The organism is Leptospira johnsonii (genome assembly GCF_003112675.1).
Lineage (GTDB): Bacteria > Spirochaetota > Leptospiria > Leptospirales > Leptospiraceae > Leptospira_B > Leptospira_B johnsonii.
In genome coordinates this window covers 69332-86591 of record NZ_BFAY01000012.1, presented here as the reverse complement: position 1 = coordinate 86591, position 17260 = coordinate 69332, and the positions used below count along the sequence as shown (strand labels likewise).

Genomic DNA, 17260 nt, shown 5'->3' with positions numbered 1-17260 from the left:
AAAACGAAAAAGTGTTAAGCCACTAAAGTCCCCAAAGTATTGGACGAAAAGAAATTAATTTCCAATGAGTCCTTTCTAAGGGAAGAAACAGCTATTGGACCCGGATATTTCAGAAAGAGAGTCAAATAGACTGGGAAAATACCTTGGTTTCAGGACTTTTTCTTCTCAAACGCATGTCCAAACCTGTGCACGCATTCCTTAAGAAAGGCTTTCCCAGGTCCGTCAAAACAAGGGTTTTTCCTTTCCACTCTATTAAATTATCGTCTTCCATACTGGTCAAATAGAGGCGAACCTCTTCAAAAATCGGATCCGGAACTTCTACTTTTCCCAAAGTAGAAAGTTTTAGAATGAGTTCTCTTTGAGCCAGATCTTCTGAATTTAATTTATGTCCCCTGAGTATTGCCTGCCCGTTTTCCGAAATCCTTCTTTGGTATTTTTTCAGGATCTTTTCGTTCTGATAGAAACAATCCCAACTATCTGAAATTGCAGACACACCTAAACCCAAAAGTAGGTCGGTGGATTTGGTAGTATAACCCATAAAATTTCGATGAAGATTCCCGTTCTGATAAGCGGCGTAGAGTGAATCAGACTCTAAAGCAAAATGGTCCATTCCAATTTCTTTATATCCCGCGCTTAAAAAGAGTTCTCTTCCGATCTCATAGAGTTCTCTTTTTTCTTCTCCCTTAGGAAGATCATCCTCTGTGAACAATCTTTGCGCTGCCTTGATCCAAGGAACGTGAGCGTAACTGTAGAATGCGATACGATCCGGTCTAAGCTCGAGTGTTTTTCGGATCGTCTCCTTCATACTTTCCTTAGTTTGTTTAGGAAGCCCATAGATGAGATCAAAATTTACGGAATGATAACCTAACTTGCGGGCGCCTTGTGTAATTGTTTCAGTTAGTTCATAAGGCTGGATGCGATTTACCAATCTTTGCACTTCCGGATCGAAATCCTGAACTCCCAAGCTAATCCTTCTGAATCCGTATTTTGCTAAAACTTCAAGTTGAGAAAGCCTGGTCCTTCTTGGATCTACTTCCAATGAGAATTCTGGAGAATCGGATACATTCCAAGAATCTAAAATTGGCTTTAATAAACTTTCCAGATTGGATTCGGAAAGATAAGTAGGAGATCCTCCTCCCAAATGTAATTCTCTCAACTCACGTTTGGTCAGTTCAGGAAGTTCTTCTTGATATTTTCTAAATTCCTGCAGGACAGTTTCTATATAAGGATCTTCTACGGAATGATTTTTAGTGATAGAAGTATTACATCCACAAAAGGAACAGAGTGTTTCGCAAAATGGAATATGCAGATACAAAGCCACGGAAGAATCATCAGGAACCAACCTTCTGCGAAGCGCATCTATCCATTCTTCTCTGGTAGGATTATCCTCCCAATAAGGAACAGTAGGATAACTAGTGTATCTAGGCGCCGGAACATCATATTTTCGGATCAGATCGGATTTGGAATTCATACAAAGGCCTCACGGATTGTATTTACGAAAGTTCTAATATTCGCTTCCGGGGTTTTTGGCAGGACCCCGTGTCCCAAACCGCAGACCCATCCCGCTCTTTTTTCCGGAGCGAGATCTAAAAACGGCCTGATCCAACGGTTTAAATATTTCTTAAATTCTCCCGGCTCCATAAATAACAATGCCTGGTCAAAATTCCCCTGCACAAAATGAGAGCCGTTCCCTAAAAATTCGACTATATCGGTTCGATGATCCATTCCGAATCCTGTAAGACCGGAGACGTCCCTAAGAGATTGTAAAGAACCAGGAGCCAAATTTTTTGCATAATAGCCGATCTTGCCAGGAAACGCCTCCACCAAACCTTTGATAGAAGGCAAGATCGCCTCATGGAAGAATGCTGGAGAAGCATCTCCAGCTGCAGTGTCAAAAATCATTACGATCTCGGCCCCACCTTCCAATTGTAGACGTATATTTTCTTTTAATAATGCCAGGATCTTCTCGTAAAAGCCTTCTCTCAACTCCGTAGAAACTTTAGGAAGTATTAGATTTCCATCATGTTTTCCCTGGGTGGCATAACAGAATAAGGTCCAAGGCCCTCCAATAAATCCGATCAAGGATTTATCTTTTGGGATCCTTTTTCTGGTACGGATTACTGCTTCTTTTTGGAATCCCATAAATTCCACCGCTTCTTTCAGGGGATAGAATTTATTCAGATCTTCTAATGTAGAAAGATGCCAACCTAGTTTAGGACCTTCGTCTCCGAAACGTAAACCCATTCCGAAAGCCTCTAAAGGAAAAAGAATATCGGAAAATAAAATTGCAGTATCGAAATCAAAATCGTCCACCGGACCGAAAGCAACCTCCGCCGCAAGCTCAGGGACCTTGCATAGCTCCTCGAAAGAATGTTTTTTTCTTAAATTTTGGTAATGCCAATGATATCGGCCGGCCTGGCGCATCATCCAGATCGGAGGAGTTACTTGTGGCTCCAGTTTAAGCGCAGCTTGGAATCTAGTATTAGACATTTTTTAAGTCTCCGATCCATTGGTAGCCGACCCCTCTCACGGAACGGATCGCATCTTCGCCCCTATCTCCGAAGGCTTGGCGTAATCTAACAATGGAATTATCTATAGTTCTATTTGTAGGGAATTTTTCCTCTCCCCAAAGGCGGTCCAGTATCTCATCTCGGCTGACCGTTCTTCCTCTTTCTTCCACTAAGAAGTTCAAAAGAGCACAATCTCTTTTCGAGAGATGGATCTCTTCTTTGGAAGGTGTAAGAATACAATATCCGTAAAAATCCAAAAGATAACCTTCGTACGAATATTTAGCCTGCTTAATGGAATGTTTATGAGATTCTAATACGTGTTTGACCCGAATCAGCAATTCTTTCAGGTGGAATGGCTTCGGTATAAATTCTTCTGCGCCTAATTCGAATCCCCTCAAACGTTCCGGAGCTCCTGAATGTGCAGTCAAAAATAAAAATGGAGGGCAGTCCTTTCTGGACTTCAATTCTTCCGCTAATTCAAATCCGTCTCCGTCAGGTAAACGAACATCTAAAAGTATAAGATCAGGCTTGGAGTCTACGGCCAAAACTTTTGCGGACTGAGCGGAAACTGTCCAGACCATTTCATACCCTTCTTTTTCCAAACGTTCCTTTAAAGTTTCACCTAAGGAGCGATCGTCTTCGACTAATAATAATTTCGCTTTCATACGTCGCTTCTCCCTTTAGAAGAATAAGAGGGAAGAACGAGCTCCGCCAAAAATCCTCCCGATCCAGAATTCCGAACGGAGAAATTTCCTCCCATTCTTCCGGCCAACTTTTCGGCGAGATACAATCCCACTCCAGTCCCACTAGTGCTAGTATGTCTTAAGAATAATCTTCCTAATAATTTAAAATCGCCTGAGAACCCTTTTCCATTGTCTTCGAACTTGAACCTGATCTTATTCCCGGAAACAGGTTCTGAAATTATTTTTACCTTTGTGGCTCCTCCGTGTTGCACTGAGTTTTCCAGAAGATTTCTAAAAATACTTTCTAAGGCTCTCCTATCCGCTAACACTTTGGTTTCTCTCCATTCTGTTTGGATGTCCAACTCGGACCATTCTTCTCTTAGACTTTCTTCCCAGTGTCGGAGGTCCAACTCCTCTAAATATAACCCTTCGGATCTCATGAGACTGGCCAGATACAGTGCCTTATTCATCTGGGATTCTATCCGATCTGAGTCTTTTAATAATCTATGAAGAAGTTTATCTTTGCCCGCATCCACACCTTCTTCCAATAAGCTCTCGGCTTGCAATCTGAGACTTGCCAAAGGAGTTTTCATTTCATGCGTGACTGTAGAGAAAAAGTCGTGAATGAGTTTATTTCTTTTTTCTTCTCGGAAGGTAAGCCAAACCAAGGTAACCCCGCCGCTTACTAGCAAAAACAAGAAGAAGGCGCCTTCCATTTTGATCATGGAACTTTGTCTTTCTAGTTTATCCAAGAAATCATCTTCAATTCTATATCCCGGGCGAGATGCAAGCTCGGTAGCCATTCTATTCTGCCTTAACCCCAAAAAAAGCCACCAGACGCCGAGAGAGACCGTGGTCACAACCCAGATAACCGGCAAAACAATCTTTTTGGAATCGAAGACCTTCATACTTTCAATTTTTTTAATGCGGAATCCGCTTTCTCTAATGTTTCGGAAAGTATTTTGTCAGAATGAGCGTAGCTTAAAAAGCCGACCTCGTAACCTGAAGGAGCCAGGTAAATTCCTTCCGAAAGAAGCGCATGAAAAACTTTTGCAAAACCTTCCTTATGACCTGCAGGGATCTTATCCACAGTACGGATAGGGGAGGGCGATTTTTTATGGAACCAAAACAAAGAAGAATGTATACTCGAATCCCAATCTCCCTCCGGATCTCTCTCTCTTAAAATAGAGACCATTCCGGACACAAAAGACTTGGTTCGATTTTCCAAAATATTATACACATTCTCTTTTTCACATTTTTCTAATGTGGCAAGACCTGCTCTCATTCCAAAAGGGCTAGCGCTCAAAGTCCCCGCTTGGTACACAGGTCCCTGAGGAGCGACCAGATCTAGTAATTCTGCCTTTCCTGCGTAAGCTCCGACTGGAAATCCTCCGCCGATGATCTTTCCGTAAGTCACAAGATCAGGTGCAATTCCCAATTCTCCGCTCATTCCCGTTAGAGCAACTCTGAAACCGCTGATCACCTCGTCGAAAAGCACAAGACTTCCGTGCTTTCTTGCAATCTCAACGATTTTGGATAAGAATTCTTTTCTTTGTATTAATAAACCGTAATTTGCCGGCAAAGGCTCAATCACTAACGCGGCAATATTCTTGCCTTCCTTTGCAAAAAGTTCCTCTACAGATTTTTCGTCGTCCAAAGGAAGTACCAAAGTATTTTTGATCAACTCGGAACCTATCCCGGCGCTATCTGAAGAAGATTCTCCTGCAAGCCCGGAGCCAGCCTTTACGAGCAGTGCATCCAAATGCCCATGATAACATCCGTCAAATTTGAGGATTTTATCTCTACCGGTTGCCGCCCGAGCCACACGTAATGCGCTCATTACCGCTTCCGTTCCACTGTTCACGAACCGGATCTTTTCTACCCAAGGAATTCTGGACACGATCCATTCCGCAAGTTCCAAAGAATAAGGCTCTGCAGCTCCGAAACTCCAAGCAAGTTCCGCGGTTTCGGAAACGATCTTTTGGACGTCTTCGTCCCTATGGCCCAAGATCAAAGGCCCAAAACTCAAACAATAATCGATATATTCTTTTCCGGAAACGTCCGTAAGTCTTGCGCCTTTTCCAGACTCGAAGAATACAGGATCTCCCCCTACGGAACGAAAGGATCTAACGGGAGAATGTACTCCACCCGGTGCTACTTTTTTTGCTCTTTCAAAAAGTTCCTTAGAACTTGGAAACATCAGCTTAAAATCTCCTTTCCTCTTCTCGCCGCATAAGTGATCAAATAAGATGCACCTGCTCTGGAAAACACCTGCCAGGTTTCCTTAAGAGCATCTTCAAATTTACAAAATCCATTTTCTGCAAGCATTGCAATAGATGCATATTCACCGCTCACTTGGTAAGCTCCCACAGGCAGCCCAGTTTGCTCTTTGATCGGCAAGATCAAATCTATGGAAGTTATTCCAGGCTTAACCATTAAAAGATCTGCGCCTTCTTCCGTGTCTCTCAAAGATGAAAGAATGGAATCTTCTCTGTTTCTCACATCTATCTGGTAAGAAGATCGGTCCCCATGTCCGGGAGCGGACTCGGCGGCTTCTCTGAACGGACCGTAAAAATTACTCTTGAATTTCGTAGAATAACTCATGATCGGAACATGCTGAAATCCGTTAGAGTCCAGAATATTTCTGTGACTTCGTATCCTTCCATCCATCATGTCGGAAGGAGAGATTCCGTCAGCGCCGGATTCTGCATAACAAAGCGCAAGTTCTGAAAGTCTTTTGACAGAACTGATATTATCTATTCTACCTTTCGGATCCAGAAGTCCGCAATGCCCATGGGTGGTCAAAGAACAAAGACATGTATCCACCCAAAGGAAAATTTCAGGGAATTTAGATTTAATATTTCCTATTACATTTTTATAAAACGATTTAGGGATAGAATCATTCGATTTTTTCTCAGGGACCAGGAATAGAAGGAAATGTTCCACCCCATTTTTTACATCCGATTCAATCTGAGAAAGAATGGATTCGCTAGTATCGCGGAATACTCCGGGCAAAGAGGACATTTTTTCGGGAGATTTCAGGCTTTCCGCCACGAATATGGGCTGGACCAGTTTTTTAGGATTTAAACTCTCCGAAGACACCAAATTTCTGAGCGGGGCGTTGAGGCGGTTTCTTCTCAGGCCCAACAAACTCTCGGAACTCATACAGCACCTCTTTTTGTAAGGAAATCCGGGACTTCTCCCTTGCAGGTTCTTTCCCAGGATTCAAAGTTCGGGAATGCGAAAATTTTCGCATCTTCACCTAATGTTTTTCTAATATATTTATACGTGGCTCCGGTCCCGCAAGAATGGATCCTGGAACCGATTTCCGGATTTTTTTTATAAGCTCGATCAAATTGAGAAGCGCTCATCCAGAAAAAATGAGAATACCCGGAAAGATCCGGTTGCTCCGAATCGAAATCCACTTTATAAGTTACAAATCTTTTCCAAACACCTTCTATGATATCGCTTTCTTCATGAGTGAGTTTGATAAAGTCAGGATTAGATTCGTAAAAACTAACGATATCTTTTGCATCTTCTTCACCTAAGCCGTCCGTGGAGCCGTTTATCCATACGTCCCTAGATGCCAACTTCTCCCAGGTTTTTGCACCTGCCACGATAAAGATTGTATCTACACCGGGCAATTCCCAATCCTTCGGCAAAGAATCCGCCCTGGACACAAACCAAAACTTTTCTTTCGGAAGAGAAGTTTGGATAGGAGAACGTTTCATTCTAAAGCCCTGTCTCGGTTTCGGAAATACAAGATCCAGGGAAGAAGGCAAAGGTAATTCCTTTCCTCTCCACCTGTCAAAAGCGTCTAACTCGGAACCCGAATCCGTTTTTCCTCTAACAAACAGAAAATCGGAAGGCCCGCCTAAGATCACGGAAACTCCGATCTTTTGGTGGCAACCTCCGCCAAAATAAGAGAGAATTTTTCTCTCTTCTAAGACCGCTTCTCCTTCCTTTGGATTAGAAAGCGGAAGTAAAAGTTTTTTAGTCTTTTCGTCTCCCTTTCTGATCTCAGCCGCAAGCGCCCCTTGCGCAGGTGCATTCGGATTTTTTGATAAAGGAAGAACCATAAAAAGTTCATTTGAGATCGAAGTTCTGATCTCTTTTCTGAGTTCGGAATATTCTTCCGTAGAAGAGAAGGAGAAGTTCTCGGATAAAAGTCGATCCAATGCTGCCTTAGCAACTACAAGCCCGGAAACCTCAGCATCCGCCTTCCATTTGCGAAGCCTGGTCTGGACATTACCTCTTACAGGATGAAAACTGATCGGTAAATTTTGGAGACGAGAGGGGAGTGCAGTAGGAAGAAATGCAGAAAGATTATATTCTCTCCTTGGGCTAGAAGAATGGATCTTAATTTCTTTGGGAGGATTCTCGTAAGAAGATCTTTTAAAAAGCAGAACGTCTCTTTGGTCTGCACGAGGCAGCACCATTAAAATTTCCGTGCCTTCGTGTCCTTCCAGATCCAAGTCTTTATAGGAATGAACGACTACATCCACATTGCCTTGGACTAGTTCCTTAGTTAAATCCTGGGTAAAAACACCCCTGCTTCCCATTTTCCAGAGAGGAGTGCTTAGGTCTTGGTCCCCGCTTGCTTCCTTGAAAAAAAGTTGGAGCTCCAACTCAGGATACAATTCGCGCAATCGATCTTGTACGAGGCAGGTCTGTAATTTTGCGAGGGAACTTTTTCGGGAACCGATTCTTAAAAAGTCGGACAAGGTAGGTCATCCCAACCGAATACAATTTGATGAGCTTCCAGTTCTCTTTCTTCTAAAAGCTCGTCTAAGACGGATTTTAATTCTTCCTTCACTTTTCTGGTCCTTTCTTCCGTTTCTTTTAAAGAAGAAAGCATCTCTGCAAAGGGAATATATACGATATCTGATGGCCAAGATTCTTCCAAAGGTTCTTCTCTAAAGTCTAAGACCAGATTTCCCGGAGCCAATTTATCCATCCAGGCGGAAAAATCCATCGGTGCGGCGATCACCCAAGCTTCTCCGTTAGGAGACCAGTCTTCCATTAAATGAGAAGCAGAACCAGATACGGAAGATAAAAATTCCAAACGATTTGGGTTACGTCCGACAATCTTAGTCTTTCTGTTCGAATGAGAAAGCCAAGGAAGGATTTTTTCCGCAAGCTGCCCTGTCCCAAAAAGTATAATTTCCTTAGGAGGATTTGTCGCTTCGGATAAATACTTATCCGCCAAACCACCGTAAGATTGTTCTCCTAAATTTTGCAAATAACCGGAGCGAAGAGTTCTGCAATCTTCAATCAGATTATCTCTGAGTTTTGCGAGATACTCTCCAAAAGCGAGATCAGGCAATTCTTGAAATCTTTGTTTGAACTGAGAGAGAACTTCTGTCTCTCCAAACAATTTGGATTTTAAACCTGAGATAATTTCGAGTAGAAGTCTGTATGCTTCGTAACCGGATTTACTTTCCCAATGAGAAGGAAGATCTACCGGATACGGATGAATCCTGGAATCGGAAACGAGAACAGTACGCATACAAGTCTTCCAAGAAAACGTATCGGGAAGAGAGAGCAAATCCCTATCGGAAGATTCAGAGTGAAAAACTTGTAATGTGGACCACATCTATCTTCGATCATACCTAATTCGGGGCCTTATTTGTCAAAATACTGTCAGAGAGATTCGAAAAATATTCCTCTTGCAAGTGTTGAGAACGAATTGCAAAATGACCTTTATGGTTTGGGACATAGGATTCCAAGATAAAATTGTTTATCTAGTAGTTAGCTCTGCAGCGGTGTATCTGGGCTTTCCGCTCGTTTCTTCGCTTAAAGGTTTATTCAGTAAAACCCAAACTCAAGAGACAAGTTTCGGATGTTACGAGGCTGCCTGCTCTGCTTGCGAAGTAAAGATTGATAAAAATCAAAAAGTCTCACCTAAACGAAAGCACGGATAATTCTAAAAGAGTCATCGCGATCCCATCTTCGTTATTCGAATATCTGGTAATATAAGAAGCACCTTCTATCAAACTGGGCACCGCATTCTTCATCGCAAATCCGTATCCGGAAGAAAAAAGCATTTCTCTATCATTCAACTCATCTCCAAAAGAGATCACGCCTGCCTCGTCCAAACCGGAAATTTTTAAGTAAGATTGGATTGCCGTCCACTTGGAAACTCCCTTCTCCAAAACTTCCAAACAATAAGACACTCCGGGAATTTTAGTAATCACGGTCCTATACTCGGAAGATTCAGGCAAGGAGAGAAGTTCCTTTTCTAATTCGATCAATTCTTCCTTTATTAAAGAAAGATAACATACGACAAGTGCGCGATCGGAAGAATGCTCCAGAAGATCACCAACCACCTTTGTCCTCGCGATATTCCCACCTGAATAATGATGATATTTTTCATCGGTGATAGGAGACTCGATCAGGATATCTATTCCCTCCTCGAACCTGTCTACATGGAGGAGGGGAGAATAGCCCTTCTTCTTTGCCAAAGATAAAACTGCAAATGTCGCCTTTTCGGAGATATACGTTTCCGAAATCCTTTCTGCATTCGGAGAACCTCTGAGCACCTGCCCATTATTTGCCACCACGGTCACATTTCCTCGGAATTCCTGAGCGTATGGAAGAGCAGAAGAGAACCTTCTACCCGTAGCGATAATCAGTCCGACTCCCTGATCCAATGCAGACTGTAGAACGTAATGATTCAAACTGGAAATGGAAGCCCGAGAATCCAGAAGTGTCCCATCCAGATCCATTGCGATCGTATGAAAGGGGAGAGGCCTGTCCAATTTTGGGAATTTGTGATAATTCGAAAGAGTATCCAAAGCGACCTGCGATTCTTTTCCAATAGACCCGGGGGCAGGAGTTCCTTCCACCCCCTTTTTTCGTTTTCAAAAGAATCAAAACTGATTGCCTGGAAGAATGGAACTCAGTCTGGCATATTCTCCCTGTCCGAACGACACATTCATCTTCTATCATCTAATTTCCGGAAAGACCAAGTCCCCATTTTCCATCAAAGAAGAACTCTACGATGTGGAACAACTGAACCAATTCGCAGATAAAGGAAAATTCCAGGCCACGAAAATTTCCTTCGCAGCTTTATTCCATGTAGCGGACAAATATTCTCTTTTAGACAGTGGCTCGGCACTTGGTAGGAACTGCGGCCCAATTATCGTAAAAAAAGCTGGTTCCTCTGTAGGAACTCCAAACGGAAAAAAAATTTTGGTCCCTGGGCTCTGGACCACTGCCAACCTACTTACACATTTATATTTAAAAGGGGATTTCACACCAGTTCCCACACGCTACGATCTCATCTTGGACAAAGTAAAAAATGGAGAAGCTGACTTCGGAATAGTCATTCACGAAGAAAGATTCACTTACGAAGCAAGAGGACTCGCCAAGGTAGAAGATTTAGGAGAATGGTGGGAAGGAAGCACCGGAGCACATATTCCGCTCGGATGCATCGCGATCCGCAGAGATCTGTCTTCCCAAATAAAACATGACCTGGACTCGGCAATTAAGGAAAGTCTTTCCTTAGCTTACCAAAACAGAGAAAGTATGTACGATTATATCTTAAAACATTCTCAAACCACAACAAGAGAAGTAGCGGATGCGCATATAGATCTGTATGTGAACGAGTTTTCTAAAAGTTTAGGAAAAGAAGGAGAAAGGGCAATCCGCTTATTACAGCAAAAAGCCCTTGAGACAGGATTACTTCCTCCAGAAAAAGAGAAGGAACTATTTCTTTAATTTTTCAGTTCTCTCACAATATCCAAACTCGCAGGAGATTGGTTTAGAGTGTAAAGATGGATCCCAGGAGCTCCCATTTTGACCAATTCACGGCATTGGTTTACGGAGAAACTGATACTTCTTTTATAAAATTCTTCCTGGTTATCCTTTACTTCTTCCAGATCGGAAACTAGTTTTTCAGGAAATTCACAGGCAGCCATCGACTTAAATCTTTCTATCTGAGTAAAAGATGTGATGGGCATAATTCCCGGAATTACAGGGACATTGATCCCTTTTTTGCGGATCAGATCTAAGAAAGATTCGAAATTGGAATTTTTAAAAAACAATTGAGAGACCAGGTAAGAAGCACCCGAATCCACCTTGCGTTTTAAATTATCCACATCGGATTCCAGACTCGCAGCCTCCGGATGTTTTTCCGGATAACAGGCAGCCCCCATACAAAAATCGAAACCTTCTTGCTTAATAAAGGAAATGAGTTCGCTCGCGTAGCCGAAACCGCCCTCTACTTTTTTAAAAGCCTCTTCTCCCTTAGGAGGATCTCCCCGGAGAGCCATTAGGTTTTCGATCCCGGACTCTCGGATCTGTTTTAAAATAACTCGGATCTCGTCTTTATTGCCGCCCACACAGGTAAAATGAGCCGCCGCAGGAAGTGAAAATTTCTTAGCCAATTCGGAAGTGATACGTATGGTCTTATCGCGAGTAGAACCTCCCGCTCCATAGGTCACAGTGATATAACCCGGGTCCACCTTGGACAATTCTTCCACAGCTTCGAATAATTTCGTTTCTCCCTCCGGAGTTTTAGGAGGAAAAAACTCGAAAGAGTACACCGGCGCTTTTGCCGTTTTATAAATTTCTAATATCTTTTTCATTCTAACCTTTCCCCATAAAGGACGGGGAATTTTTCAACTACAGCAGAGAAGAACCTGAATAGGTCCCCTGCCGTTTCTTTGTAAGCCGAGAGATTTTGCTACAAGTGCCCCAGGCTTTAAATTTTCAGGAGCAACTCGGACAGCATGGCCTCCGGTAAGACCAGAACATAATAGATCTCCGGGCTGTACAGGATAAGACTGTGCTTCTACATTGGCAAGGACCACGCCTGCGATTGCGACGAGCCATTGACCTTCTGTTTGGGGTTTGTCTCCCAATACCAAGGCAGCAGATTTTACCGCTACACCTACGATATTCGTAGCGTTCGGCTGTCTGGATTTATGAAGTTTACCGTCTTCTCCCATGGCAAGAAGATCCCCTTCCGCTATCACGTCAGTTGACTGCACAGGAAAAAATTTAGCGATACAATCCGTACCTTTTCCCGTTTGGAGATATACTGTTCCTAGGAAATCGGAATCACCTTCTGCCAAGATCGCTTTGCCTGAACCGGTTTCGTTCAAGCTTGGGATGCCTTTTCCGCTCGCATATACTGCATGGCCTGATCTAGAATGGAACCAGCCACCGAATCCTCTTTTGGCCAGACCTAAAATACCAGCGGATTCTTTTTCTCCGGATGCGCTATCACCTCTGACTCCGAATTTTTCTCCGAAGCCTAAGATACCGGAGAATCTACCGGAACCTACGATACCAGCTCCTTTTTCACTCTCATTCCTTGCATACGCAAGTCCTGCATTTTCAGGAGGAGGGGAGATATTTGCATAAGGTGCCTCTATAGAACCTTTCAATCTCAGATATCCAGTATGGGAACTAAAATCGTGCTCCTTAGGAGCGTAGTCATGAGCATGAGGAAGAGGCTGTCTTGCATCCGACAATCTAGGATCGTCGGAAGAAACCACATGACCTGGGATGGACTTTCCTTTAGGGGCGACCGTCACAATACCAGGATACTCGGTACTAGCGTTACGCAACCTTTCATCGTCTCCTTGGACTACAGCACCTTCTTTTGCCTCGCCGGACCGAGCCAATTTCACAATCCCATAAGACTGAGGAGTGGAAATTTTTAATCTCTTATCATTTCCTTGGACAGCCGCATCTGCAGACTCTTCTCCATTGGAAGCGAATCGGACAAGACCAGGACTTTCCGTGCTGGCATGCCTAAGTCTTGGATCATCAGAAGTGACCACTTTCCCAGGACTTGCATCTCCCGGAGGAGCTAATTGTACTAAACCGAACTTTTGGTTGGTTGCATGTTTCAGACGATCATCATTTCCCTGAACAACGGTGCCTTCTTTAGTCTCACCGTTCTCCGCAAGCTCAACGATACCAAAACTTTGGGTGCTAGAAGGTTTCAAACGATCATCATTTCCTTGCACGACTCTATCTGCCCGATTTTCGCCGTTAGATGCAAGGCGCACTAGGCCATAAGAGGCTTCAGTAGAATGTTTTAACCTTCTATCATTTCCCTGAACAACAACTCCCTCCTTGTCTTCTCCATCGGAAGCGAGTTCTACGATACCTTTGTATTCGGTAGAACCGTCTCTCAACCTTCTATCATTTGCCTGAACTGCGGCGCCTTCGGAAGTTTCTCCATCGATCGCAAGTCTCACAAGCCCCGATCTCAAAACAGTAGCGTAGGGGAGAGGCTCTGCAGTAGGCTTATGAGTCAGCTCGCTTAAGTACGGAGCTGCATATAATTCTACCTCTACAATGCTTGCGGAATACTTTTCTTTGTTCTGGATCTTACGAGGACGAGAGACGAATTTCAAAAAGCGAATATTCGTAGGTAAAAATCTCCACTGGTACCAAGTTCCCAATTCAGACAAGAATTGGTTCTCTTCTAAAAGCTGGTTCCAAGTTAGATCGTCTTCGCTATAATATACCGTAAAAGTTTCCGGAAAATGTAAATGACCGTCTTTGGGCGAAAGAACTCTCAGTTCGTTCACTCTGCTGATAGAACCTAGATCCATCAGGAAAAATTCTTCCTTAGGCTGATTGGATTCTAAAGAAGACCAACCGTAATCCGGCCTTTCATCGATCAGATTTTCTTTTACCCAAAATCTGTCTTTTTCGGAACTCACTTCTAACTTAGTGACTCCTGAGATCCCGACTTCCAAAGCCCCGATAGAAACTTTGAATTTGGATCCTTCTTTCTCCGAAACCTTACTGACTAATTTGAGAAAGTTAGCGCGGACCAAGGAGAAGTTCCATTGCCCCACTTTTTTATTTAATCTTCTGAAGCCTGTCTCTTGCAGGATCGGTTCCCAAACTTTTCCATCCAAAGAAATTTCGAATTTAAAAGAATCAGGGAAGAATGTGCCGGATTGTTCCGACTGGTGCAATTTGATCTGATTAAAACTAGAGCCTGGATTTAAAACTAAGATTAAGACGCCGACACCAGGATGGTCCAACTGCTCAGAATAAGAACGAAGTCCTCCTTCCTTGAATTCGAACGTACCTTTGGTCTTAATTTCATTTACTTTAACTTGTCGAGGATGGCTGATCCGGATGGATTCTTCATTCATAAGAGCTTTGCGTGGTCCTTTTTATACATGTATCCGGTTTTCTTCGGCTTTTGCAGAAAATATAACCAGTATCGAGGGGTGGATTTTGTCTGTGAAGTACTTTGTAATGATCATTCTAAGAGTCTCTGGAAGCGCATCCTTTACCAAAAGAGTCTTGCCGTCTGGCTCTACCTGAACTTTCTCCAATACTTCTACGCTACTTCTAGAAAGATTCCCCTTGCACCATTCTATAAACCCCATCCAAGAAGCTTCTTTTCCTGGAGAATGTCCCGAGCCTTGGGACTGGGTAGGGGAGGCCTGCTCAAAATTCGGCTGCCTGGTCCCGGACAGATTTTTGCAAATGCCGCGGATATAATGTAAATTCTCACCGAGCCCTTGCGCCTTTGCAATCTCCATTGCCTCGGACAGAATGGTTTCCCCATAGCGGTCCTTTAAAGAATCTAAACTCAAATCTTTTTTCTCAGGACTAGGTTTTTGGTTTTGGGTATTATGGATGGTTATATTTATATTGTTTGGGTTTCCATTTAGACCCCCCTCCCGGCTACCCGACACCACCCCTGAGGGCGCCCCAAATCCCCCTCCGGGGTTTCCAAAAATAACCCCCTGGGGTGGAATTTTGGACCCGGGGTAGTTGAAGCAAAAATAGTAAGTGGAATTCTTATGACCGGTCCCAGGAACAAATTGCAGGAGGCCTGCTCTTACTAGGTCTTTCTTTCCTTCATTGATAGATTTTTTAGTCTTTAATCCAGTGAGCCGGATCAGGCTTTCGTTGCTAGGCCAGACTGGCTTAAAGGTCTGGTCACTAAATTTAAGCAGGACGAGATAAAGAGTCTTTGCCGCTGGGGACAAAGTGGCCCAAACCCCGGAATCTATGATGTCCGAGAGGAATTTTATATATGGAAAATGCTCGCCCATACCTTGGATCCTCTTTTGCCCTGGAGGCAAAAAAATTAATTTTAAGCAAAAAATCCGAAGGTAGTTGACATTTATCCGACATAAGGTTACTTATGTCTCATCCAACAACATTCCTTCGGGAAGGTCCGGCCCCTGGGCAAACCAGGGGAGTTTTTTTGTATCAGACCCAACGGCAATGTTTCTTCCTTCTCTCTTCCAGGATGGGAGAAAGTACTACATTTCCGTTTAGAATATTATGTCACATATTGGGGTTTTTTTCCGCTCCGTCAACTCATTCCCGATTTTTTCAGCCCAAGCCTAATAAAATCTTTTGCTAAGTACATGTTTGTACTGTTATAATTCGTTTAACAATAGATGTTATTCGATATTGGATTTGAGTTTAGGATTTATTTTCCGAATTTTTTGGAAATTTCTTTCTTAACGAATTTATGAAGTTCGGAAAGAAAATCTTCGTCTTCGGTGGAGATGATTACGCTTCCGCCTTTTTTTACGATCTTATAAGGGTAGGGAGAGACCGCCGAGTTTTCGGATCCGGTACTGGTTCTGATCTGTGCGGGGGAGAATAATCCGCCTTCTTCCGCTCTGTTAAAAGTTTTTGCGTCTTTTACGGTTTTCAATTCTCCGGAATTGAATTTTTCTAGGAAATCTTTCAAAGTACCTTTTTTAGCTGCGGAAGCAGCTTGCACTAAAAGGTTTTTAGATTCTATTCCTGCTTCTTTACAAACCTTTAGATCTTCTTTGGAAAGAGAAGAAATTCCCAAAAGCTCGGTCATATAACTTCTACTTTTCCCGAACATGTTTCCTAGTTCCAGGTCGGTATAAGAAAAAGAAGTTTTGAGATGGGTCATCGCTTCTATCTCTTCATAAGGAGATAAATTTTCTCTTTGTAGGTTTTCTATGATTGCGAGTCGGAAAGTTTCCTTTGTGTCTTTGTCTAAAATTTTACATTCTACTTCCGGCCATTTGAGAAGGCTAGCCGCATGGTATCTTCTCTCCCCGGCGATGATCGTGTAAAATTCATCGTCCGCTTGCTTGGTGACTAGGATAGGTTGAAGAAGCCCGTCCTTATCCAAGCTCTGGGCAAGTTCTTCTACGCCTTTTTTTCTCTCTTGTCTGGGCTGACTTTCAGAAGGACGGATCTTATCCAGACGGATCTTTCGGATGGTGCCTTCTAATTTTTCGGCCTGGAATACATCCGCAAGAGAGCCTAATCTTTTACTTTTGGAGCTCATTCAAAAATTCCTCAATGAAGCCTTCATATTCCTGGGCCTGACGGCTGGACTTATTATATTCATAAACGGATTTTCTTGCCAGGTGAGATTCTCCCACTGCCACCCCGTCTGAAATACTATTATCAAAAATCCTGAAATATTTGGTAAGAACAGGAATAATCGTTTTGGTAAGAAGCGTCTGAGGTTTGAGTTGGGTGACCAGGGCTCCCATAATTTCCAAACTCGGATTGATCCTTTTTTTAATACTAGTGATCGTTTGTTGTAGTCCCAAAATTCCATCCACGGAAAACTTTTCCGCCTGGAGAGGGATAATCACATAGTTGGAAGCAACAAGAGCATTGATGGTAAAAATAGAAAGGCTAGGTGGGCAATCGATCACACAAAAATCCATTTCTTTTTCCAGGTCCGCAAGAGCGTCTCTCAAAATATAGGGTGCGTCTACGATTGCTGCGATTGTCTCCGCTTCTGCAAGGGTCAGCCGAGAAGGAGCAATGTTTAAATTCTCAACCTCGGTCTTGACCATGACTTCTCTAATCTTCGCCTTGGATTGGAAAATATTATGCATGGATTTTTCTAGCCCTTCCGGATTCAGGAAAATCCCTGTGGAATTTGCCTGAGGATCGATATCGATCAGCAGAGTTTTTTTACCTCTTCTGGCGAGACCCCAGGCTAAATTCAGGGAGGTAGTGGTTTTACCTTCTCCTCCCTTTTGGTTTGCGATGGATACTACAATCATTCTGTTCCCTTGTATCTCAATTGTCGGATGTCCGACACCCCGTCCTTACTTC

16 protein-coding genes are annotated in these 17260 nt (G+C 43.1%); 2 read left to right on the top strand and 14 right to left on the bottom strand.

Annotation, left to right across the window (positions count from 1 at the left end):
- Positions 1-121 precede the first annotated feature (121 nt).
- Genes hemN through LPTSP_RS17520 form a run of 8 tightly spaced genes read right to left on the bottom strand, consistent with a single transcriptional unit; the run spans position 122 to position 8789 of the window.
- On the bottom strand, positions 122-1471 hold the full coding sequence (gene hemN / locus LPTSP_RS17555; RefSeq protein WP_108930044.1) for an oxygen-independent coproporphyrinogen III oxidase: 1350 nt from the start codon (positions 1469-1471) through the stop codon (positions 122-124).
- Positions 1468-2490, bottom strand: coding sequence for a uroporphyrinogen decarboxylase family protein (locus LPTSP_RS17550; RefSeq protein WP_108930043.1), 1023 nt, complete (start codon positions 2488-2490; stop codon positions 1468-1470). The genes hemN and LPTSP_RS17550 overlap by 4 nt, the downstream gene beginning before the upstream one ends.
- The gene (locus tag LPTSP_RS17545) at positions 2483-3175 is read right to left on the bottom strand and encodes a response regulator transcription factor (protein ID WP_108930042.1); all 693 of its coding nucleotides are present in this window, start codon (positions 3173-3175) and stop codon (positions 2483-2485) included. Before LPTSP_RS17545 ends, LPTSP_RS17550 begins: the two co-directional genes overlap by 8 nt.
- On the bottom strand, positions 3172-4101 hold the full coding sequence (locus tag LPTSP_RS17540) for a sensor histidine kinase (RefSeq protein WP_108930041.1): 930 nt from the start codon (positions 4099-4101) through the stop codon (positions 3172-3174). The genes LPTSP_RS17545 and LPTSP_RS17540 overlap by 4 nt, the downstream gene beginning before the upstream one ends.
- Positions 4098-5393, bottom strand: a complete 1296-nt coding sequence (gene hemL / locus LPTSP_RS17535) for a glutamate-1-semialdehyde 2,1-aminomutase (RefSeq protein ID WP_108930040.1) — start codon at positions 5391-5393, stop codon at positions 4098-4100. The genes LPTSP_RS17540 and hemL overlap by 4 nt, the downstream gene beginning before the upstream one ends.
- The gene (gene hemB, locus LPTSP_RS17530) at positions 5393-6358 is read right to left on the bottom strand and encodes a porphobilinogen synthase (RefSeq protein WP_108930039.1); all 966 of its coding nucleotides are present in this window, start codon (positions 6356-6358) and stop codon (positions 5393-5395) included. Before hemB ends, hemL begins: the two co-directional genes overlap by 1 nt.
- Positions 6355-7917, bottom strand: a complete 1563-nt coding sequence (locus tag LPTSP_RS17525) for a hydroxymethylbilane synthase (protein WP_108930038.1) — start codon at positions 7915-7917, stop codon at positions 6355-6357. The genes hemB and LPTSP_RS17525 overlap by 4 nt, the downstream gene beginning before the upstream one ends.
- Entirely contained in the window at positions 7902-8789 is an 888-nt protein-coding gene (locus LPTSP_RS17520) for a glutamyl-tRNA reductase (RefSeq protein WP_108930037.1), read from the bottom strand. The genes LPTSP_RS17525 and LPTSP_RS17520 overlap by 16 nt, the downstream gene beginning before the upstream one ends.
- Before the next feature lie 100 nt (positions 8790-8889).
- On the opposite strand from LPTSP_RS17520, the gene LPTSP_RS17515 reads away from it, so the two are divergent.
- On the top strand, positions 8890-9117 hold the full coding sequence (locus tag LPTSP_RS17515) for a hypothetical protein (protein ID WP_245915631.1): 228 nt from the start codon (positions 8890-8892) through the stop codon (positions 9115-9117).
- Here LPTSP_RS17515 and LPTSP_RS17510 read toward each other — a convergent pair.
- Positions 9094-9921, bottom strand: a complete 828-nt coding sequence (locus LPTSP_RS17510; RefSeq protein ID WP_174704501.1) for an HAD-IIB family hydrolase — start codon at positions 9919-9921, stop codon at positions 9094-9096. The two genes, LPTSP_RS17515 and LPTSP_RS17510, sit on opposite strands and share 24 nt — an antisense overlap.
- A 166-nt stretch (positions 9922-10087) precedes the next feature.
- Here LPTSP_RS17510 and LPTSP_RS17505 point away from each other — a divergent pair, with 166 nt between their 5' ends.
- Positions 10088-10915, top strand: coding sequence for a 1,4-dihydroxy-6-naphtoate synthase (locus LPTSP_RS17505; RefSeq protein ID WP_167396470.1), 828 nt, complete (start codon positions 10088-10090; stop codon positions 10913-10915).
- Here LPTSP_RS17505 and metF read toward each other — a convergent pair.
- The 5 genes from metF to LPTSP_RS17470 all read right to left on the bottom strand — a co-directional run bounded on the left by metF (position 10912) and on the right by LPTSP_RS17470 (position 17208).
- Entirely contained in the window at positions 10912-11784 is an 873-nt protein-coding gene (gene metF, locus LPTSP_RS17500; RefSeq protein ID WP_108930035.1) for a methylenetetrahydrofolate reductase [NAD(P)H], read from the bottom strand. The two genes, LPTSP_RS17505 and metF, sit on opposite strands and share 4 nt — an antisense overlap.
- A gap of 33 nt (positions 11785-11817) precedes the next feature.
- A complete protein-coding gene (locus LPTSP_RS17495) occupies positions 11818-14325 on the bottom strand; it encodes a discoidin domain-containing protein (RefSeq protein WP_108930034.1) in 2508 nt (835 codons plus the stop codon).
- 21 nt (positions 14326-14346) lie between these two features.
- On the bottom strand, positions 14347-15240 hold the full coding sequence (locus LPTSP_RS17490) for a helix-turn-helix domain-containing protein (protein ID WP_108930033.1): 894 nt from the start codon (positions 15238-15240) through the stop codon (positions 14347-14349).
- 386 nt (positions 15241-15626) lie between these two features.
- The gene (locus LPTSP_RS17475) at positions 15627-16472 is read right to left on the bottom strand and encodes a ParB/RepB/Spo0J family partition protein (protein ID WP_108930032.1); all 846 of its coding nucleotides are present in this window, start codon (positions 16470-16472) and stop codon (positions 15627-15629) included.
- Positions 16456-17208 carry a ParA family protein gene (locus LPTSP_RS17470; protein ID WP_108930031.1) on the bottom strand — a complete coding sequence of 251 codons (753 nt, stop codon included), beginning with the start codon at positions 17206-17208 and terminating at the stop codon, positions 16456-16458. Before LPTSP_RS17470 ends, LPTSP_RS17475 begins: the two co-directional genes overlap by 17 nt.
- Positions 17209-17260 lie beyond the last annotated feature (52 nt).

What these genes read in the sequence shown, in the direction of transcription:
- hemN (WP_108930044.1), bottom strand. Translation starts at nt 1,471, where the DNA reads ATGAATTCCAAATCCGATCTGATCCGAAAATATGATGTTCCGGCGCCT.
- LPTSP_RS17550 (WP_108930043.1), bottom strand. Translation starts at nt 2,490, where the DNA reads ATGTCTAATACTAGATTCCAAGCTGCGCTTAAACTGGAGCCACAAGTA.
- LPTSP_RS17545 (WP_108930042.1), bottom strand. Translation starts at nt 3,175, where the DNA reads ATGAAAGCGAAATTATTATTAGTCGAAGACGATCGCTCCTTAGGTGAA.
- LPTSP_RS17540 (WP_108930041.1), bottom strand. Translation starts at nt 4,101, where the DNA reads ATGAAGGTCTTCGATTCCAAAAAGATTGTTTTGCCGGTTATCTGGGTT.
- hemL (WP_108930040.1), bottom strand. Translation starts at nt 5,393, where the DNA reads ATGTTTCCAAGTTCTAAGGAACTTTTTGAAAGAGCAAAAAAAGTAGCA.
- hemB (WP_108930039.1), bottom strand. Translation starts at nt 6,358, where the DNA reads ATGAGTTCCGAGAGTTTGTTGGGCCTGAGAAGAAACCGCCTCAACGCC.
- LPTSP_RS17520 (WP_108930037.1), bottom strand. Translation starts at nt 8,789, where the DNA reads ATGTGGTCCACATTACAAGTTTTTCACTCTGAATCTTCCGATAGGGAT.
- LPTSP_RS17515 (WP_245915631.1), top strand. Translation starts at nt 8,890, where the DNA reads ATGACCTTTATGGTTTGGGACATAGGATTCCAAGATAAAATTGTTTAT.
- LPTSP_RS17510 (WP_174704501.1), bottom strand. Translation starts at nt 9,921, where the DNA reads ATGGATCTGGATGGGACACTTCTGGATTCTCGGGCTTCCATTTCCAGT.
- LPTSP_RS17505 (WP_167396470.1), top strand. Translation starts at nt 10,088, where the DNA reads ATGGAACTCAGTCTGGCATATTCTCCCTGTCCGAACGACACATTCATC.
- metF (WP_108930035.1), bottom strand. Translation starts at nt 11,784, where the DNA reads ATGAAAAAGATATTAGAAATTTATAAAACGGCAAAAGCGCCGGTGTAC.
- LPTSP_RS17495 (WP_108930034.1), bottom strand. Translation starts at nt 14,325, where the DNA reads ATGAATGAAGAATCCATCCGGATCAGCCATCCTCGACAAGTTAAAGTA.
- LPTSP_RS17490 (WP_108930033.1), bottom strand. Translation starts at nt 15,240, where the DNA reads ATGGGCGAGCATTTTCCATATATAAAATTCCTCTCGGACATCATAGAT.
- LPTSP_RS17475 (WP_108930032.1), bottom strand. Translation starts at nt 16,472, where the DNA reads ATGAGCTCCAAAAGTAAAAGATTAGGCTCTCTTGCGGATGTATTCCAG.
- LPTSP_RS17470 (WP_108930031.1), bottom strand. Translation starts at nt 17,208, where the DNA reads ATGATTGTAGTATCCATCGCAAACCAAAAGGGAGGAGAAGGTAAAACC.